The organism is Halomonas sp. M1 (assembly GCF_029581375.1).
In the GTDB taxonomy this organism is placed as follows: Bacteria; Pseudomonadota; Gammaproteobacteria; order Pseudomonadales; family Halomonadaceae; genus Vreelandella.
Genome location: NZ_CP121119.1, coordinates 3,412,343 through 3,431,183 on the forward strand (window position 1 = coordinate 3,412,343; position 18,841 = coordinate 3,431,183).

Genomic DNA, 18,841 nt, shown 5'->3' on the forward strand with positions numbered 1-18,841 from the left:
TATGTATGAAATTCGACCACGCCAAAAAGTCGTTCAAGCCGATTGGATTAGCTACATGGCTGAGCGCGCCTTGCGATCGCAAGATAGTGCGCTAAAGCGGTTTTTTGAAACGTCACTCCCCGATCCGGGTACGCCTATTGCAGAGGTACCGATGGTGGCGTTGGATATGGAAACGACAGGGTTAGACGAGCGGCGCCATGGCATTATTAGCATAGGGGCTGTGCCATTTACGCTAAATCGCATTAAGTTAACGGAGCGCCGTTACTGGGTGGTTAAGCCGCCCCGCCCTCTGGATGAGGCGTCTATCGCTTATCACCATATCACGCACTCAGAAATTGCTAATGCACCTGATTTAGACGTGGTGCTGAATGAAGTGTTAGAAACGCTGGCAGGACGGCTAGTGGTCGTCCACTTTCGTAATATAGAGCGGCCATTTTTAGATGCAGCGGTAAAAGATAGGCGCGGTGAAGGCGTGATGTTTCCGATGATTGATACCATGTCGCTTGAGGCACGTCTGCACCGTCAAACGCTATGGGCTCGTTTTCGCCGCTGGATAGGCCAGCCGCCTGTTTCTATTCGCTTAAACGCCAGCCGCGCACGCTATGGGCTGCCTGCTTATCAAGGCCATCATGCTTTGTTAGATGCGTTAGCGACAGCAGAGCTATTTCAGGCACAGATCGCCCATCGCTATGAACCAGATACGCCGTTGAATACGCTGTGGTGCTAATGCGTCTCTTCGTAACGCAAAACGGGCAGCCCTTGGGCTGCCCGTTTGTTTTACTGCGCTAATTAGCGGCTCTTAGGCAGCGCTTTAGGTTCCGTCATTAAGCCTTTGATAATGGCATAGCACGCCACCAGCAAAATAATCGTGAACGGAAAGCCTGTCGACACCGCCATTGTTTGAAGTGCAGTTAAGCCACCGCCAAGCAATAGCGCAATGGCGATAGCGCCTTCAATGATCGCCCAAAATACCCGCTGCGGTTTGGGTGCATCTACTTTACCGCCGGCGGTAATGGAGTCGATAACCAGCGAGCCAGAATCCGAAGAAGTGACAAAGAAAATTACCACTAACAGGATCGCGACAAACGAGGTGATCTGCGATAGCGGCAGCTGCTCAAGCATAATAAACAGCTGTAAATCGACGCCTGCATCACGCACGGCTTCAATGCCCTGGCTCACGTATTGGTCAATCGCGGTGCCACCAAAGGTGGTCATCCACAATACCGATACCAACGAAGGCACCAGTAACACCGAAATTAAGAACTCGCGCACGGTGCGGCCACGTGAAACACGGGCAATAAACATACCGACGTACGGGGACCAGGAAATCCACCACGCCCAGTAGAACGCAGTCCAACCTTGGCTAAAGTTCGCGTCTTCGCGGCCAAATGGGTTGGAAAGTGCGGGCAGGTGTACAGCATAGTTGATTAGGTTTTCAAAGAAGCCGGTCGCAATCAGCAGTGTTGGACCAACGGCAATCACAAAGAACAGCAGCAGTGCCGCCATCGCAATGTTGATTTTCGAGAGCAGCTGCACGCCCTTGTCGACACCCGCCATAATGGAGCCGATAGCAATAATCGTGATGCCGATGATTAATAGAATCATCGTGATGTCGGTTTCAGGTGCGCCAAACAAGTGGCTTAAGCCCGCGGCTGCCTGGGTAGCCCCTAGCCCCAACGAGGTTGCCAAACCAAACAGCGTGGCGAACACTGCCAGGATATCAATCAGGTGGCCCGGCCAGCCCCATACGCGCTCACCCAGTATCGGGTAAAAGACTGAACGCATTGAGAGAGGAAGGCCTTTATTAAACGAGAATAGTGCCAGGGAAAGGGCGACGACTGCGTAAATGGCCCAAGGGTGTAAACCCCAATGGAATATGGTGGCGGCCATGCCCAGCGCCGCAGCACCTGCAGTATCGCCTTCAGCACCTGCAAGCGGTGCCCAGCTACCGCCATCCAGCGAGGTGCCAAAATGGGTTAATGGCTCGTTAACGCCGAAGAACATCAGGCCAATGCCCATGCCCGCAGCGAAAAGCATTGAAAACCAACCCGTATAGGTGAAATCAGGTTTGGCATCCGCGCCACCAATCCGGATCTTGCCCAGTGGCGAAACGATCAAGCCAAGGCAGAGAATTACGAATACATTGGCAGCCAGAATAAAGAACCAGGCCAGGTTGCCCGTCAAAAAGCCAAATACAGCATCGTAGATCGGTGCAATTGTATCTTGTAAAGCGAGCGTTAATATTACAAACAGCAGCACCACAATGGACGAAATGGTGAATACCTTGCCATGTAGGTCAAGGTTAACGCCCATGGTGCTGGTGGTTATATTGTCTTGACCAATAACATAATCGGTATCGATCAAATTCGCTGCGCCCTCAGGGGCCGGGATGCCCTCCGAGGCTGGCTCTTCAGATGATTGATTTTGCGGCTTTTTATCCACAAACTTGCTCCCATCATTATTAAAGTGCGTGTCGTTAAACGCGTGTCATCAAAGCACACTGCCTAACCAAAACAATATTAGTTGTTAAGCCACTGTTCGACGACATCTTGGTTGTTTTCCACCCACCGCTGGGCGCTTTCATAGGGGTCGGCACCATCTTCTTGGTTCATGAGCATGACCTCGCCCATCTGCTCAGGTGTCCATTCAAAAGCATCTAAAATGGCATAGGCCTCAGGCATATCGTCTTTCAGCCCCTGGCGCACTACGGTATGAACTTGCTCCGCACCGCCATACACGCCTTCTGGATCTTCAAGGTACTTAAGGTCAAAGCGCGCAAACATCCAGTGTGGTGTCCAGCCGGTGACCACAATGTCTTCTTCATTGTTGATAGCGCTGGAAAGCGCTGCTGTCATTGTGGCGCCGCTGCCACTGCGCAGGTTCAGCCCGAGGTCATAGGTATCCACGACCTCTTCGGTGAGCGACATCAAGCCTGCACCGGGGTCAATACCGATGATCTCGCCGTTAAAGCTGTCGGCGTTATCGTTCAAATCAGCAATTGAGTCTACATCTGTGTAGGCAGGCACTACTAAGCCAAGCTTAGTGCCGTCGAGATTCATGCCCAGATCTTCGACATTGCCACCCAAGCGTTCCATATAGTCTGCGTGGGTAGTGGGGAGCCAAGCAGCAACAATGGCGTCGGTATCGCCTGAAGAGAGCGCTTGGAACATGGCCGCTGCGGAAAGCGACGTTAATTCAACGTCAAAGCCAGCCTGTTCAAGCACTGCTGCAATAACGTTTGTAGAAGCGACCTCGGAAGACCACTCGACATAGGCAAGGTTAATCGTGCCGTTTGCTTGGGCGATACTGCCAGCAGCGAGTCCAGTGCCTGCGACAAGGGCCAGTGAAGCTAGGCGGACACGCTGGTTGAGTGTGCGAGTTTTCATATACTTGCTCCTTCTTGTTAAACGGAGGGGTAACGTTGCCCAATGGTTTTGTAACCGCTGGGCTCTTTTAACCCCATGGTTCTTGCATCTTTTACATAACGCGCCATTGCTAGCCCTTTAACGACGGGTTTTGCGCAGTGATTGGGTTAGGCGATCCAGCAACATGGCGAGTATCACTACCGCAATGCCAGCCTCAAAACCATCACCTGGGCGCAAGCGCTGGATGGCGCGCCATACCTCGCTGCCTAAGCCATCGGCACCGATCATCGCGGCGATAACCACCATAGAAAGAGCCAGCATAATGGTTTGGTTAATACCGGCCATCACCGTCGGTAAAGAGAGCGGTAGCTGAACTTTGAAAAGCTTCTGGCCCCGTGTGGCGCCGTAAGCATCGGCGGCTTCAATAAGTTCTACCGGTACTTGGCGGATACCCAGGGTGGTAAAGCGAATAGCGGGCGGCATGGAAAAGATAACCGTAGCAAAAATCGCCGACACCGAGCCAATACCGAAAAATGGAATCGCTGGAATTAAGTACACAAACGCAGGCATGGTCTGCATGAAGTCAAGCATCGGCATGATAAGCCGATACAGGCGCTCGGATAGAGCAGCCGCGATACCTACCGGGAGGGCGATGAGTACGGCAACGAACGTGGCGATCACCACGAGGGTGAGCGTTTCAATCATGGGGTCCCATAGCCCCAAATTCCAAATAAGGGCCAGGCCTGCAACAGCGCCAATGGCTAGGCGGAGGCTAGCAACTTTCCAGCACAGTAGCGCAATCATTGCCATCAGTGCCCACTCGGGCAGCCACATGAGCCCATCGTTGAGGCTATTAATACCGGTTTGGGTAAATCGGGCAATGCCACGTGTAACGAGCGAGTACTCACTGGTTAGCCAGTTGAGGCCGTTCTCAATCCAAGCGCCTAAGGGGATGCGTGGAATATCCATTACTGCTCTCCTGCTCGTGCGAGTTCATCCAAAACTGCTCCTTTTACCACCACACCAAGCAGTCGCTGCTGCTCATCAACGACGGCAATAGGGAAACTTTTGTCGCTGAACATGGCAAACAGGTTATGCAGCGGCTCTTCAGGAGGCACTTTTCGGAAATCCTGTGTCAGGTGATGGGTAATGGTTTCTGATTTGGCCTCAATGGCACTACTGGCCATCTCGGCTTCCAGCAAACCGATGAGGCGGCGATCTCGGTCAGTGACATAGATCGAATCAATACTATGGTCACGCATTCGGTGTAGAGCGGTTCGTGGGCCGTCGCTGTCGCGGGCAGTGGTGCGTACCGGTCGCATGGCGCTTTCAGCAGTTAATATTCTTGAGCGGTCGACCCCTTCAATAAAGCGGCGAACGTAGTCGTCAGCAGGCTTCGTTAAAATCTCTTCAGGGGTGCCAATCTGGACGATTTCACCATCTTTCAACAGCACGATGCGGTCGCCAATATTGAGTGCTTCGTCTAAGTCGTGGGTGATGAAGACCGTGGTTTTCTGCATTTTAGACTGCAGTTGAATAAGTTCTTGCTGCATATCTTTACGTATTAATGGGTCAAGCGCTGAAAATGCTTCATCCATCAACAATACGCTGGAGTCGTTCGCTAGTGCTCGGGCAAGGCCAACGCGCTGCTGCATACCGCCAGAAAGTTGATTAGGGTACGCTTCTTCCCAGCCATCAAGCCCCACCTGGGTGAGGGCGGTCTGAGCAGTTTTCTGACGCTCTGCTTTGTCTACCCCGCGAATTTCAAGCCCAAACTCGGCGTTTTGCCGCACGGTACGGTGAGGAAAGAGCGCGAAATTCTGAAATACCATAGAGAAGTGGCGACGGCGGCACTCCAGCAGCGCTTTTTCCCCCAGCGCAGGAATGTTTTCACCGTCAATAATGATCTCGCCTTCGGTGGTATCAATAAGGCGATTAAGGCAGCGAATTAAGGTTGACTTGCCGGAGCCTGACAAGCCCATGATAACCAGTAGCTCGCCTTCAAAGACATCGAAGGAGATATTTGACAGGCCCAAGGTCTGGCCGGTTTTTTCAAGAATATCTGAACGATTCAACCCCTGATTACGTAGTTCCAATGCTTTTTGAGGCTGCTTGCCAAATACTTTGCTTAAGCCGCGCACTTGAATTTTGACAGGGCGTGTCTCTTCCATCAGTGATGCCTTTTATGGAGTATGAACCCTCTTACACCAATGGCTTTTAAAAGCAGTCACAGGCGTCGATTCATAAGTATAAGTTAATGTTAACTGTATAAATGTATTAACAATTATTATACATAAGTGAGGGGCGTGTGTCACAAAGGCTCAGGGTGGGCGGGCAATAAACGCTACATGTGTCAAAATTAACCCATCAATGTAGTAAAATAATAGGCGTATCTCTTTGTTTTGTTTTTTATAAGTGGCTGATTTTAATTATTTTTATTTTTTTTTGTGTTCTTTGGCATGTTATATGAAGGGTGTTGTTTAGATTTTAATACAATCTTTAAATGTTAATTGTTTAACGCAAAATGTAGAACGCTGTCTAAGCTCTCATTAGGTGGCACGTACAAACACATACATGTGCAGAAACGTGTTTTTTGTGGAACTAGTCAGTTGCTGCATTAGCGATTTATATAAGTTTTAACGGAGGCAAGCCTTATGGATAAGCAAACGAAATCGGCCATCAAGCGCCCACGCGTATTAACGCTTTGCATGTTGGCGGCTACCGTAAGTACCTTGGCACTTGCCGGTTGTGGTAATAACGATGATGAGTTACCACCAGCGCAGCAGCCAGAGCCGATGGAGCAGGATGCAACGACTAACGAGGGTCAGGCACCTGCCATGGGCGATGAACCTGCCATGACAGATGATCCAGGTATGCAAGACCCTACGATGGATGATCCTGCCCTTGATGATAATGCAACCTCTTCACAAGAGCCTATGCCAGGTGAAGAATCAGGTATGAATGCCACTGATCCTGACGAAGAGCCAGGTTTTGGTGAAGGCGCCGAACCTATGCCCGGTGCAGATGATGATGACGATGAGTTAACTCAAGGCCAGTAATTGTTACCGCTCCCTACGATGATAAGCCGATACAGCTGTCTGTTCCCTGCGGCTGCTCCACACGGTTTATCATCCTTTTCCCTCGCGCCCGCGGGGGTTTTTTTTGTCGCTGTAATAGTCACTCATTAGTGATTTAATTTCGCCGGGGCTCTGCCTGCTAACTGTAATGAAGTGACTAGTGTTGAGGGACGGACGTTGAATTTGGTAAATGATCCAGTAAGCCGCTATGTTGAAAAGGCGGTTAGCACAACCCCCTAAAATCAAAGGAAGGAGCACGACATGATGTCTACCCACCCGAGTCGCCGTATAAGCGCCTTACTTCTTAGCGCAATGTTAGCCCTCGGTACCCTAGGGCTTGCGGGCTGTGGCGGTGACTCGCCGCCAAACGAAGAAGCCCAGCCAGAGCCTGAGCAGCCAATGAGCCAGGGCCCCATGTCGAATGAAGACGCTGGTGAAGCGCCAAGCGATGACTTATAAGGTTATGTAATAGGGGTAGTAGAACACTTGTTTCCTACACGATGAATGTACTCCGCCATAGCGACGCCCAGGGGCTTAGCTATGGCGATCGTCGTTTACGGGATAACATTTTTCTGGCTAAAGACGTCTTGCTTATGACATATGTTGGATAGGGGTATTTTGGATAGGGGCATTAAGGCTACTCCCCATCATCTTCCAGGCGACGGTAGAGTGTTCGACGAGCAATGCCCAGTACTTCAGCTGTGCGACGTTTGTTGCCGCCGGTAGCTTCAAGCACTTTTCGAATATAACGTTTCTCTACTTCCTCAAGGCTTGGCCAGCGGACAGGGGCAGGGGCAGGAACTTGGCTGCCAGGTAAGACTTCGCCGCTTAGCGTAGGTGTTATTTCGCTACCGCTCTCTTGGCTGGTGTGTTCGCGAAGCCGCTCGGGTAGGTCTTGGTGCTGCAGAACCCCTTCCTCACTTAACGTAACGGCACGCATAATGGCATTTTCAAGCTCACGCACATTCCCCGGGTAGGTGTAGCTCAACAGGCTATTGAGTGCGTCTGGTTCGATCTGCTCAATGTGTTTGCCCTGGGCGTCTGCAAGCTTGTCAATTAGTGCAAAAATCAGATGCTCGATGTCGCTACCACGCTCTCGTAGCGGTGGAATGCGTAACGAAAAGGTTTCTAGGCGGTAGAATAAGTCGCTGCGAAAATTCTCTTGCTCAATCTCCTTCTCAAGATTCCGGTGCGTGGCAGCAATAATGCGCACATCTACGGCTTCTTCGCGCTCGCCCCCCACCGGGCGCACGGTTTTTTCCTGTAATGCACGCAGTAGCTTGGCTTGTAGGTTAATGGGCATTTCACCAATTTCATCTAGAAACAGGCTGCCGCCTTGAGCGCTATGGAAAAGCCCTTTCCTGGCTTCGTTAGCACCGGTAAACGCCCCTTTAACATGACCAAAAAACTCGCTTTCCATCAAGTCCGCAGGAATGCTGGCGCAGTTAACCGGCACAAACGGTGCATCGTGGCGGGGGCTTTCTTGATGAATGGCGCGGGCAAGTAGCTCTTTACCGGTACCGCTTTCACCCAGGATCAGAATGGGCGCATCGCTTTTGGCAAGCCTTGAGGCATCGTGAAACAGGGACTGCATGACATTGCTTTTGCCTACAATGCCATGGAAATGGTTTACCTCGCTCTCTTCATGGGAAAGCGACAAACGCTGGCGCTCAAGCACACGAAAAACAGCTTCACGGATGGCGTCTAAATCGAGTGGTTTGGTGAGAAAGTCATCTGCACCAAGTTTAAGCGCTTCCACCGCCTGATCAATCGTGCCAAATGCGGTGATAACAATAATGCCAAGTTCGCTGCCGCTATTACGCAGCTGCTGAAGAAGCTGGATGCCGGTCATTCCGGGAAGGCGTACATCCGTAATCATCATTGCCACGGGAGTATGGCTCAGTAGTGCTAGGGCGTCTTCTGCACTGGGAACGCCTAGCGTTTGGTAGCCCGCGTCGTTGAGTTCTTCCTCTAGTAACTCACGTATAGCGGCGTCATCTTCCACCACCAATAAAGGTAAAGGGTGTTCCTGATGGGTCACAAACGTTGTCCTCAAGCGGATGCGGTTTCACTAAGGGGTAGCGTAATTTCAAAGCCAGCGCCACCAAGGCCGCTGTTAAATACACCAATCGTCCCGCCGTGGTCGTTAATAATGCGATGCACCATCGAAAGCCCCAATCCGCTTCCTTGGCCCACTGGTTTAGTGGTGAAGAAAGGGTCAAATACTTTGTGGTGATCTGATGGAGGGATGCCCGGCCCGTCGTCTTCTACCCACAGCGTTAACTCCTCACCATGCTGTGCTGCACGCACCTGAATACGGCTCACGTCAGGCGCTTGGGCGGCATTGCGTAATAAATTGGTTAACACCTGCACAATTTGCTGCCCGTTAACCAATAAATGGGGTGAAGGGGAAGGAAGATCAATGTCTAAGCGAATATTTCTAGGCTCAAGCTCCTCTTCCACTAACTCGCTGGCGCTTAGAATAAGCTGATCGAGGGCTTGATTACCTTTCTCTACGTTATGTTGCCGGCCTAACTCCATCAGTTGGCGGACAATTTCAACAATCCGTTCGACTTCCCCACGTATGCGCCCCAGTTTTGCCCGTTCGTCATCGCCAATGACATCCCGGCGCGCTAAGCGCTGAGCTTGACCGTTAATAACGGTGAGCGGTGCGCCGATTTCATGGGCAACCCCGGCGGCAAGTACGCCTAGTTCGGCAAGCTTTTTAGATTTGCGTAGGCGTTTTTCCAGCTCAATCTCACGCCGTTGGCGGGCGTCAATATCGCGGTCTTTTTCTGCCATGGCGTCTAACATACCGTTAAGGCCGGAGGCTAAGCGGCGATACTCCGTTGGGCCATCCTCTGTTGCACGCTGGCTGCGGTCGCCACCTTCTACTAATAGCATTACGTGTAGCAGGCGGTTGAGTGGCCGCTCGATATAGTGGCGAAACCCCCACCAAATACTGAAAACAATACCCGCCGCGCCGATGACAAACACCAGTACCGCAACAATACTAATAAAGCCGGTGTAATTCTCGATGCCCGTATTGAGTCGGTTCACCTGAAGCACGCCTTGAACCGTGCCGTCCTGGTTGCGTAGTGGCGTCAATGCGGAGTAGTAGTTCCACCCTTCATGCTGGCGATAGTTACTGTAAAGATCGTCTCGCTCGATAACTTGGCGGATCTCTTCTGGGGTAAACAGGTTTTTACCCAGCCCGAGTCCGTAGACCTCCCGACCTTGGGTATCAAACACGTAAGCGCCGTAGATGCGGTGGAAAGAGAAGGCGGATTGCAGCGCCTCTTCCAATGGCGTCCCGCTATCCCGGGCAACGGCGTAGCTCAATGAGGAACTCAGCGCTCGGGTTATAATTTCGACTTCCGTTTGTAGCTTGGAGCGAACGTTATCTTCCAGGGACTTAATAGCCACAAGACTAAACACCACCAACACGATAAACAGCGGGACAATCACCGTTAAGATAATTAAGTTACGTAGTCGCATCGAGCATCCGTGTTCGTGTAGGTGGTTATAAAACAGGGCTTATAAACAACACTTGCCCTTTTTCCAAGCGCAACCTGGCAGTTGATTAGTTCGCCGCCTGCAAGCGATAAAGACTGCCTTGGTTACTATCGGTAAGCAAGTAAATGGCATCGTCCGGCCCTTGGCGCACATCGCGGATTCTGCCCAACTCGCCCTTTAGAATTTGCTCTTCATCGACCACGTGACCCTCTTCTAACGCTAGGCGCAGCAGCGTATTACTGGCCAACCCGCCAGCTAATAAATGCCCTTGCCAAGCATGAAACGCAGCGCTGGTGACCTCGGCCAAACCCGAGGGGGCAAAACGACCTTCAAATACATAGACCGGGTCAACCATGCCGGGCAGGGAGTCTACGCCAATTGGCTGGTTAGTGGCGTAATCATTGCCCTGGCTAACTTTTGGCCAGCCGTAATTATTGCCTGGCTCAATAAGATTCAGCTCATCGCCGGTGCGAGGTCCGTGTTCAGAGACCCAGGCTTGCCCATTGCTCAAGACCGTCATGCCCTGAATATTGCGATTACCCAGGGTGTAAATTTCATCCAAGGTACTGTCGTCATCAACAAAGGGGTTATCGCTGGGTACGCCGCCGGTGTCGGTGAGTCGTAGCGTCGTGCCTGCATGATCGTCGCTCTGCTGGGCACGCGAGGTAGTCCCGCGGTCGCCAATGCTCATCAGTAGGGTGCCGTCCTCTAGCCATGCCAGTCGTGAGCCGTAATGGCGTCCAGGTGAGGAAGCGCGATCTTGCTCAAACAAGTGCTCTACTTCACCAAGCGTATCGCCTTGCCACTTCACTCGGGACAGTGCTGAGCGGCTAGCGTTGCCATCGGGTTTGCTCCAGGTAAAGTAAACCCAGTCGTTTTCCCCGTCACCAAAATCTGGGTGGAGCACTACGTCGAGCAGCCCCCCTTGGCCGTGATGGTTAACGCTGGGCATTCCTTCGAGGGGCTGGGGGTCTCCGCCCTCAGCGGCCACGAGGTTTAGCTGGCCACTCCGCTCGCTAACTAAAAATCGGCCATCGGGAAGGAACGCTACTGCCCAGGGGTTTTGAAACCCTCCAGCTACTCGCTCGATGGAGATATCTACATGCTCAGTGCTAATAGATTCATGAACCACTTCTGCCTGCGCCGCGCTGATACTGCCTGCTAATAGCAGCCCAGAAATGGCCGGGGTGAGCCAGCGGGCGCTTAAAAAAGTGGGTAAACGAGCTATCTGGGCAGTCTGGCGTATCGTGTTCATGGTGTTCCCTCTATCAGCGGTCAGCGTTGCGCATAAGCATCATAAGTCTAGCAGTGACTCTCTCCTGAGGGTGGGGTTCCTTGTAGAGCGCTACATAAGTAGCGCTAACACAATGGGAAGATAAAAGAGCGCAAGCAGCGTAGAGCAAAACACGAGGCTGGCAACGTAGGCGGGCTCACGCTGAGATCGCTGGGCAAATAAGTAGTTAATGACCGCTACCGGCATGCACATTTGCAGTATCAATATGCTTTGCGCCAAGGGGGGGAGCCCTAACCAACCGCCCACTAGCCACGCAATCACTGCTGCGAGCGGAATGCGCACCAGGCTAAATCCAAGTCCCGACCGCAAGCTTTTAACTTGAATGCTGGCCAAGGAAACCCCAAGGGTGATGAGCATGAGCGGTACGGTAAACCCTGACATTAAGTCCACTGTATTGGCTAACCAGGGGGGGAGGGAGGTATCGGTGAGTAGCAACACCATGGCGATAACAATGGCATAGACCGTGGGTGTTTTAACCAGGGATTTAAATGGGTTACCGCTGCTGCTCATGGCAGTGCCCAGGGTGAATTGAAACAGGGAAACCGTGACCATCACGGTAATCCCATAGGCGAAACCGGCGCTGCCGAAAGCGTAGAGCACCACAGGCAGCCCCATGTTCCCTGTATTGGGATACATCATGGGTGAGAGAAGCACTCGCCAGTCACGCCGCAGTAGTTTGGCCACGATAAAGGTGGCGGCTCCCATGGTGAGCATCACCAAGGAGGTTGCCAGCATAGTACGGCCGAAGGTGCTGGCATCAATATCAGCACCTGACAGGGAGGCCAGCACAAGCGCGGGTGTGCCGATGTTAAATACCAGGCGGGTAATAAAGTCGACAGGGTAGGGGTGCCCTAAGCGAACCCACCAAAAACCCAACCCTGCGCCAGCAAGCACAGGGGCCATAACGGCAAACAGTTCAGCAAGCATGTGCTTTCCTTGGCGATATCAAGCCGCTTATTGTGGGTAATTAGGCCGCTAACTGGCAAGGTGAATTCGCTATTCGTTCGTGGCTAGCGCTGGCTGGTTCTGCCAGGCGAGGGGGGCTTGCTCGCGTAGAAACTCCAGTAGGGCGTTGACCCGGCGAGAGTGATGGCCGTAGGCGTAGAGCATCGTGATAGGCAGTGGGGTAGGCTCCCAGCCTGGTAGGCAGTGAGTGAGTTCGCCAGGATGATGCTGTTCGCGGTTCTCTACTAGCCAGTGGGGCAAAAGCCCGACCCCTTGGCCGCAGGCAATGGCGTCTAAATGCAGCGCAATTGAGTCAACCCGCAGCCGAGAGCGCGGGGGGCTAAACATATAGTCACTGCCGTTATTGTGATGGAGCAATAAACCACTGGCGGCGGTGTCCAGTAAATCAACCCAGGCGTGGGTTTCCAGCTGTTTTGGGTGATCAAGATAGCCTGCATCAGCAAGGTAGCCAGGGCTTGCGTAAAGGCCGTGGGATAAATGCCCTAGCAGCTCTTGGTTTAGCCCGCACTCATGAGGCGCACCCAGCCATATATGAACACTGTTACTGTGCATTTTGGTTGGCGGTGCTTCGAGGGTATGCAGGGTCAGTTCCAGCTTGGAGTGATGCTTTAAAAAATCATTTACCACGCTGGCTATCCAACGAGCTAACACCCCATGAACTTCAAGCGTAATGTTGCCGCTGATCTCTTCGCGCAGCTCGGAGAGCGCTTCGCGACTGTGCGCTGCCATGGCGAGAAGTTCGTTACAGTAGCCGTGAAAAAGCTGCCCCGCTTCGGTGGGTATTAAGCGGTTAGCCTGACGCCTTAATAACGGCTGGTTCAGCCTGGTTTCTAACTGACTAATACGTCGGCTAAGCGTCGATTTGGCTAGCCCCAGCTTCTGAGCACTGCGGGTTAAGCTGCCTGTAGCCATTACGTCGGCAAAGGCGGTAAGTTCATCAAAGTCATACATGGCTAGGCCCGTTGGGCAAAGGTAAGCCGTGTATTGTGCCATCTATTCATGAGAATGAAAATAATATGCATTTGTATTCTGTCTTGGCTTACCTGCGGACGCAGGCTTCAGAGCGAAGCGTGTTTCGTCTAAACGTGTTTGCACCCAACAAGGTGTTTACCGTTTAACCACAGGAAAAGCAAAAGCCCCGGCGCTGGGCCAGGGCATTCAGTCAGCATAGAAAAAACAAGCAGCTGTTTTTTAATGCCGATTAAAACTCATAGGTAGCGGATACCCAGAAACTGCGGCCATCAAGCGCGATACCATCAGTGGCGCGGCCAGTTTGTGTGAAGCGATAGGCGCGTAGCGTTTCGCCGTTGTGCTCGAAGGTATCAGAGACGGTAAAGTCCTTATCTAGCAAGTTATAGATGGTACCGGTCAAACGAACGTTGTCGCTGAAGCGGTAGGAGCTACGCAGGTTAAATAACTCATAGCCGTCTAGCTTATTGCCCAACTGCTGGTAGAGCGAAAGCGTTTCGCCTGAGGTAGGTAGTCCGGCGGAGAAGCGTTCGCGGGAGGAGTAGTATTCGCCCTCTAGCGTGGTGCTCCAGCGGTCGTTAATTGCCCAGGTAAGGTCAGCGGTTAGTTTGTGGTCAGGCGTATTGGTTAACACTTGGCCTTCATTTTCGCCCGAGGTGATTTCAGAGTCAGTGAAGGTATAGCCGCCGCTGATATGCCAGGCGGGTGCTAGCTGGTAGCTGGCCGTTAATTCAACGCCCCGGGTTTCCGCTTTATCAATATTGGTCAGCTGTCCAAAGTTCTCTTGTTGGGTAAAGTTACCCACGCTTAAGCAGTTAGCGAGCCCTGCGTTAGGGGTGTTACCGTTGCTGTCCACAAACTGGCAGTTGGGAATATCAGCAGCGTCTGCAATTCGGTCACGGAACTGAGTAAAGAACACTGTAGCACCCGCTGAGAAGCCAGCTAGGTTGTCATAGATAGCGCCAATTTCGTAATTGGTACTTTTTTCTGGCTCTAGCGTTGGCGAGCCGATTGTCACGGTGGCACCTTGCGCGGTAAAGCCGTTAACACCGTCCTGGAGCTGGTTCAATGTTGGTGTTTTATAACCCTGGCTAATGCCACCTTTTAGCGTCCACTGGTCAGTGGTATTCCAGACGAGATAGCCGCGGGGGCTGAAGTGGCCACCAAAGGCGTCGTGGTGTTCATACCGGCCACCTACGGTTAGCGCTAGATCGTCGCGTAGCAGCCACTCATCTTCGGCAAAGGCCGCCCAGCTGGTTTGCTCAAATGCTTGGTTGCCCGCGGTACCGTCTTCAAGCTTGGCATCAGTGTACTGACCGCCCACAGTCACTATGTGGTCACCCAGCGGAGCAACAAATTTACTGTCTACCACGATGTCACGGTTTTCCAATAGCCGCGGTTCACCGCCTTGGGCTACATAGCCGTAGTCAGGTGCATTACCGGCCGGCAGCGTGCGGCCCAGTGTTTCAGTGGTATTGCGAGTAATACTGCTTTCCCAGGTACCTGCATCAAAACGACCGGTATGGCCCAGGGCAATTTGGTCGCGGTTAAAGCGTAGTTCGTCTTCGTAGCCGAAGACCCGCGCCGGGGTATCAAGATTACCTAGACGGCCATCGCTGTTGTCGAAGGTTTGGCGCGAACGCTCAAGGTCAATCCAAAGTTCGTTGGTATCGTCTGGGGTGATATTTAAGCGCCCACCGAGGGAGTAAATGCGCGCTTCAGAAGGGCGGGGGTCGCGACCAGATCCATTCTCAATCATGCGCTCAGAGCTATCGCGGTCGAACAAACGGCCACGTAACTGCAGTCCAACGGTGTCTTCAACTAAAGGCCCCGAAGTGTATAGGTTGATTGCCGAGCTGTTGCCCGCGTCGCGGTCTTGCTGAAAGGTGTTCTCTACCGTTACCGAACCCGCCCAGCTATCGCTCACCCGACGGGTAATAATATTGATGACCCCACCCATAGCATCGGAGCCATACAGCGTCGACATTGGGCCACGGATAACTTCGATGCGCTCAATGGCGGAAAGCGGCGGAATGAAGCTAGTAGACGTTTCGCCAAAGCCGTTAGGAGTAACGTCTCCCGATGCATTCTGGCGACGGCCATCAATTAAAATCAACGTATAGGCGCTTGGCATGCCGCGAATAGAGATATTTAAACCACCGGTTTTACCGGTGCCTGAACGTACATCGACACCAGGAACATTTGCAATTGCTTCCGCAATGTTAGAAAACTGCTTCTGCTCTAATTCTTCACGGGTGACCACAGAAATACTGGCAGGTGCGTTATTTAACGACTGCTCATAGCCCGCTGCAGTCACCACCATGTTATTAAGCTGGGCATTTTCTTGAGCGCTGGCCACGGTGGCAGTAACGCTAAGAGCGACGGCGCTGGCTAAGGCGGTGCGAGTAAAGCGTGGCATGGTGATCCCCTAAGATGAAACCTACTTGCTAATGAAAATGATTATCAAGAGAGGTGGGGATTCTAAGAAGAAAAGTTCCCATTTGCGAGGCTGTATCATCGAACGTTGCGTTGCTTAATCTCGAACGTGAGTTGATTCTAATAATTAGCTATTAATTTTTGAGACTGCTAATTAAATTAATACTGCAGCGTCCCCAATGTGCGGTTCATTGAACGTGGGTACAGGAGATCTTGAGCATCGTTATTCACGCCTACAGTGTTGGGGGTTTGGCCCTGGTGGCTGCGGCCACTCAACCCTGTTTTCTCGCCTAGCTCGCCTGCCTAACGGCATTTAGGCGCTATCACCAATAACAACCAAAAAGGAAACGATGTGGCTTCTTCTCCACCGGACTCTCACGCTCAACCTTCAGAAAATCAGGGAACTCACAGCCAAAGCTTTCAAGCACTTGTGCGACTGCTGCGCTACGCCAAAGGCTACCGGCGGCGGATAGCCGCAGCCACACTCTGCTCGATGATTAACAAGCTGTTCGATATTGCCCCGGAAATTCTCATCGGCGTGGCGATAGATGTGGTGGTTAACCAAGAAAACAGTTTTGTAGCGCGGCTTGGGTTCGAGTCGCCCCAAGAGCAAATTACCATTCTCGCGGTGCTGACGTTCTTTATTTGGGCGGGGGAGTCGCTGTTTGAATATCTCTACCAAATCCTGTGGCGCAATTTAGCCCAGCGGCTGCAGGCGGATATGCGCCAGGACACCTACGAGCATGCCCAGCGATTGGATATGGCGTTTTTCGAATCGAAAAGCTCTGGTCAGTTGGTCGCCACTATGAACGACGATGTGAACCAGCTGGAGCGCTTCTTGGACGGCGGTGCCAACGCGCTGATTCAAGTGGGTGTAACCGTAGTGGCGGTGGGGGCGGTGTTTTTTGTGCTGTCACCGCTTATCGCGCTACTGGCGTTCACCCCCATTCCACTGATCATCTGGGGCGCGTTCTTCTTCCAGCGCAAAGCCGGGCCACTTTACAGTGACGTGCGCGAGAAGGTCGGTGATCTTGCCAGCCGTCTTTCTAATAACCTGAGTGGCATTGCCACTATTAAAAGCTTTACCAGCGAAGTGCGAGAAGCCGAACGGCTACGCGATGCCAGCGAAGCCTATGTGGAATCCAACCGTCGGGCGATTAGGGTTAGCTCCGCGTTTATTCCAGTGATCCGTATGGCGATTCTAGCGGGCTTTCTCGCTACCTTTACGGTGGGCGGCATGATGGCGCTGAACGGTACCTTAAACGTGGGCGCTTATGGGGTGCTGGTATTTCTGACCCAGCGGTTGCTGTGGCCGCTTACCGGTCTTGCCCAGGTGATTGACCTATTCGAGCGCGCCATGGCCAGCACCAAACGGATTCTCGACCTGCTGGAAGTGCCTATTACGGTTAAAGACGACAGCACAACGGCCCTGGCCGCGCCAATCAAAGGCGAGGTGCGATTTGAGGCAGTGAGCTTCCAGTACGCAACAAGCCAAGTTGGGGTGAAAGGCGTTGACCTGCACGTGCCAGCTGGTAATACCTTGGCGCTGGTGGGAGCGACAGGTTCCGGTAAATCAACATTGATTAAACTACTGCTGCGTTTCTATGACCCCGAAAACGGCCGCGTACTGGTCGACGGCCAGCCGATCACTGAGGTCAGCATGCATTCGCTGCGCCAAGCGATTGGTTTGGTCAGCCAGGATGTGTACCTGTTTGAAGGTAGCATTCGTGACAATATCGCCTACGGCAAACCCGAGGCCGAGGATGCAGACATTATCGATGCCGCAAAAACTGCCGAGGCGTGGAGCTTTATTGAAGTGCTGCCTCAAGGACTGGATACACCGGTAGGCGAACGGGGCGTGCGGCTTTCTGGTGGCCAGCGCCAGCGGCTTTCGCTGGCCAGGGCGCTGCTTAAAGATCCGCCTATTCTAGTGCTAGATGAAGCCACTAGCGCGGTGGATAACGAAACTGAAGCCGCTATTCAGCGTTCACTAAAGCGCATCGCCCATGGCCGCTCGGTGATTATGATTGCCCACCGGCTTTCGACCATCGTTCACGCCGATGAAATCGTAGTGATTGAGCAAGGCCAAGTAGCCGAGCGCGGCAGCCACTCAATCCTATTAGAAGCTAACGGCCACTACGCCGCGCAGTGGCGAGTACAAACGGGCGATGCCCAAGCAGGGGATGTAGAAGTACTCAGCCACGAAAAGCGCCATTCAGCGCCTTAGCGGTTAACTAAAAGAGCATTTAGGGTGACGGGCACATGCTCGTCAATCTCTTGGTAGCCCAGCATTGAGAGCACGGTTCGCACCGTTCCGTTTGCCATCAACGCTCTGCCATCCATGGCCATCGGTTCGGCATGGGTAACGCGCACTTCATTCAACCCTTCACGGGTAAAGCGCAGGGGCACCGCCTCTTCCTGGTTAATCATGTCGGTTTGCACGCGAAAGGTGAGCGTTTCCACCATAGACTCACCTATATCTAAACCATCCAGCCGTTCCGGCGGCATTTGTGCGACCAACGTTACCAGCGTGGTATTAGCCAGCAGGCCCACCCAAGGCGGCAGGTCGCCAAAGCGGCTAAGCAGGTCTGTTTGACTCAAGCGCAGCGGCAGGCGCAGGGTGCCATCGGCGGAAATATCGCCCTGCAAATTATTGACCTGATGGTGATGGGTTTGCGGGGCCTCACCATCTAATTGAGTAATCGACGCCTGCACCCGTGACTGAGCAGGATCTAGCTGCCAATCCGCATGAACCGGCACCGCCAACAGCAGTGGGATAAGAGCAATCAAAGCTTTCACAGCGCGTCTCCGCATTAGGAACTCACTAGCAGACCCCATGGCTTGAAATAAGTGCAACAAAAAAGTGCCGCTATCACTACAAGATAGCGCCGCTAGGGGGTAGCCTAGCCCCGTTACATTCGCTATTATATGCACGCTTTTCGGGCCTATAGCTCAGTTGGTTAGAGCAGGGGACTCATAATCCCTTGGTCGTAGGTTCAAGTCCTACTGGGCCCACCAATTAAATCAATAGCTTATAAGTATTTAGTCATCGTGTTCTTCTGATCATGTAGTCATAATGTAGGCAAGTAACTTGCAGTATCGGCTTTTAGCCCACTTAGTTAGAGCACTCGACTCATAATCGATTATCCACTGATTCAAGTCTAGCAAGGCCCTTCAGTTCAAAGCCTTAGGTCACACGGCCTGGGGCTTTTTCATAT

Annotated in this window: 15 protein-coding genes and 1 tRNA gene; 5 read left to right on the forward strand and 11 right to left on the reverse strand. The window is 52.5% G+C overall.

Annotated features, from left to right (window positions below; genetic code table 11):
• Nucleotide 1 precedes the first annotated feature (1 nt).
• Nucleotides 2–727, forward strand: coding sequence for a 3'-5' exonuclease (locus tag P8S54_RS15670; RefSeq protein ID WP_281442479.1), 726 nt, complete (start codon nucleotides 2–4; stop codon nucleotides 725–727).
• 62 nt (nucleotides 728–789) lie between these two features.
• On the opposite strand, the gene P8S54_RS15675 is transcribed toward P8S54_RS15670, so the two are convergent.
• From P8S54_RS15675 to P8S54_RS15690, 4 genes are all read right to left on the reverse strand, one after another.
• Entirely contained in the window at nucleotides 790–2,442 is a 1,653-nt protein-coding gene (locus P8S54_RS15675; protein ID WP_281442480.1) for a BCCT family transporter, read from the reverse strand.
• 77 nt (nucleotides 2,443–2,519) lie between these two features.
• Complete coding sequence (locus P8S54_RS15680; protein ID WP_281442481.1) at nucleotides 2,520–3,386, reverse strand: glycine betaine ABC transporter substrate-binding protein; 867 nt, start codon at nucleotides 3,384–3,386, stop codon at nucleotides 2,520–2,522.
• A 117-nt stretch (nucleotides 3,387–3,503) separates the two neighbouring features.
• The gene (locus P8S54_RS15685; protein WP_009100359.1) at nucleotides 3,504–4,334 is read right to left on the reverse strand and encodes a proline/glycine betaine ABC transporter permease; all 831 of its coding nucleotides are present in this window, start codon (nucleotides 4,332–4,334) and stop codon (nucleotides 3,504–3,506) included.
• The gene (locus P8S54_RS15690) at nucleotides 4,334–5,536 is read right to left on the reverse strand and encodes a glycine betaine/L-proline ABC transporter ATP-binding protein (protein ID WP_281442482.1); all 1,203 of its coding nucleotides are present in this window, start codon (nucleotides 5,534–5,536) and stop codon (nucleotides 4,334–4,336) included. Before P8S54_RS15690 ends, P8S54_RS15685 begins: the two co-directional genes overlap by 1 nt.
• Before the next feature lie 483 nt (nucleotides 5,537–6,019).
• Between P8S54_RS15690 and P8S54_RS15695 the strand changes: the two genes are divergently transcribed.
• Together P8S54_RS15695 and P8S54_RS15700 are read left to right on the forward strand one after the other, a co-directional pair.
• Nucleotides 6,020–6,424 carry a hypothetical protein gene (locus P8S54_RS15695; RefSeq protein ID WP_281442483.1) on the forward strand — a complete coding sequence of 135 codons (405 nt, stop codon included), beginning with the start codon at nucleotides 6,020–6,022 and terminating at the stop codon, nucleotides 6,422–6,424.
• Nucleotides 6,425–6,703: 279 nt separating this feature from the next.
• A complete protein-coding gene (locus tag P8S54_RS15700; RefSeq protein WP_009100365.1) occupies nucleotides 6,704–6,901 on the forward strand; it encodes a hypothetical protein in 198 nt (65 codons plus the stop codon).
• 178 nt (nucleotides 6,902–7,079) lie between these two features.
• Here the strand turns inward: P8S54_RS15700 and P8S54_RS15705 are convergent, their stop codons facing one another.
• The 6 genes from P8S54_RS15705 to P8S54_RS15730 all read right to left on the reverse strand — a co-directional run bounded on the left by P8S54_RS15705 (nucleotide 7,080) and on the right by P8S54_RS15730 (nucleotide 15,606).
• Complete coding sequence (locus P8S54_RS15705) at nucleotides 7,080–8,483, reverse strand: sigma-54 dependent transcriptional regulator (RefSeq protein WP_281442484.1); 1,404 nt, start codon at nucleotides 8,481–8,483, stop codon at nucleotides 7,080–7,082.
• Nucleotides 8,484–8,494: 11 nt separating this feature from the next.
• Entirely contained in the window at nucleotides 8,495–9,940 is a 1,446-nt protein-coding gene (locus P8S54_RS15710; protein ID WP_281442485.1) for an ATP-binding protein, read from the reverse strand.
• A gap of 85 nt (nucleotides 9,941–10,025) precedes the next feature.
• Nucleotides 10,026–11,213 carry a PQQ-dependent sugar dehydrogenase gene (locus P8S54_RS15715; RefSeq protein ID WP_281442486.1) on the reverse strand — a complete coding sequence of 396 codons (1,188 nt, stop codon included), beginning with the start codon at nucleotides 11,211–11,213 and terminating at the stop codon, nucleotides 10,026–10,028.
• 90 nt (nucleotides 11,214–11,303) lie between these two features.
• The gene (locus P8S54_RS15720; RefSeq protein ID WP_281442487.1) at nucleotides 11,304–12,179 is read right to left on the reverse strand and encodes an AEC family transporter; all 876 of its coding nucleotides are present in this window, start codon (nucleotides 12,177–12,179) and stop codon (nucleotides 11,304–11,306) included.
• A gap of 69 nt (nucleotides 12,180–12,248) precedes the next feature.
• On the reverse strand, nucleotides 12,249–13,169 hold the full coding sequence (locus P8S54_RS15725; protein ID WP_281442488.1) for a LysR family transcriptional regulator: 921 nt from the start codon (nucleotides 13,167–13,169) through the stop codon (nucleotides 12,249–12,251).
• 250 nt (nucleotides 13,170–13,419) lie between these two features.
• Nucleotides 13,420–15,606 carry a TonB-dependent receptor gene (locus P8S54_RS15730; RefSeq protein WP_281442489.1) on the reverse strand — a complete coding sequence of 729 codons (2,187 nt, stop codon included), beginning with the start codon at nucleotides 15,604–15,606 and terminating at the stop codon, nucleotides 13,420–13,422.
• 447 nt (nucleotides 15,607–16,053) lie between these two features.
• On the opposite strand from P8S54_RS15730, the gene P8S54_RS15735 reads away from it, so the two are divergent.
• Nucleotides 16,054–17,850: an ABC transporter ATP-binding protein gene (locus P8S54_RS15735; protein ID WP_281444120.1), complete on the forward strand. Its 1,797-nt coding sequence runs from the start codon at nucleotides 16,054–16,056 to the stop codon at nucleotides 17,848–17,850.
• On the opposite strand, the gene P8S54_RS15740 is transcribed toward P8S54_RS15735, so the two are convergent.
• Complete coding sequence (locus P8S54_RS15740) at nucleotides 17,847–18,422, reverse strand: hypothetical protein (protein WP_281442490.1); 576 nt, start codon at nucleotides 18,420–18,422, stop codon at nucleotides 17,847–17,849. The two genes, P8S54_RS15735 and P8S54_RS15740, sit on opposite strands and share 4 nt — an antisense overlap.
• Nucleotides 18,423–18,564: 142 nt before the next feature.
• Here P8S54_RS15740 and P8S54_RS15745 point away from each other — a divergent pair.
• A tRNA-Ile gene (locus P8S54_RS15745) sits at nucleotides 18,565–18,641 on the forward strand.
• The last annotated feature ends 200 nt before the right edge of the window (nucleotides 18,642–18,841 follow it).

Coding starts and splice junctions, on each gene's coding strand:
- P8S54_RS15670 (WP_281442479.1), top strand. CDS start 2: ATGTATGAAATTCGACCACGCCAAAAAGTCGTTCAAGCCGATTGGATT.
- P8S54_RS15680 (WP_281442481.1), bottom strand. CDS start 3,386: ATGAAAACTCGCACACTCAACCAGCGTGTCCGCCTAGCTTCACTGGCC.
- P8S54_RS15685 (WP_009100359.1), bottom strand. CDS start 4,334: ATGGATATTCCACGCATCCCCTTAGGCGCTTGGATTGAGAACGGCCTC.
- P8S54_RS15690 (WP_281442482.1), bottom strand. CDS start 5,536: ATGGAAGAGACACGCCCTGTCAAAATTCAAGTGCGCGGCTTAAGCAAA.
- P8S54_RS15695 (WP_281442483.1), top strand. CDS start 6,020: ATGGATAAGCAAACGAAATCGGCCATCAAGCGCCCACGCGTATTAACG.
- P8S54_RS15700 (WP_009100365.1), top strand. CDS start 6,704: ATGATGTCTACCCACCCGAGTCGCCGTATAAGCGCCTTACTTCTTAGC.
- P8S54_RS15710 (WP_281442485.1), bottom strand. CDS start 9,940: ATGCGACTACGTAACTTAATTATCTTAACGGTGATTGTCCCGCTGTTT.
- P8S54_RS15715 (WP_281442486.1), bottom strand. CDS start 11,213: ATGAACACGATACGCCAGACTGCCCAGATAGCTCGTTTACCCACTTTT.
- P8S54_RS15720 (WP_281442487.1), bottom strand. CDS start 12,179: ATGCTTGCTGAACTGTTTGCCGTTATGGCCCCTGTGCTTGCTGGCGCA.
- P8S54_RS15725 (WP_281442488.1), bottom strand. CDS start 13,169: ATGTATGACTTTGATGAACTTACCGCCTTTGCCGACGTAATGGCTACA.
- P8S54_RS15730 (WP_281442489.1), bottom strand. CDS start 15,606: ATGCCACGCTTTACTCGCACCGCCTTAGCCAGCGCCGTCGCTCTTAGC.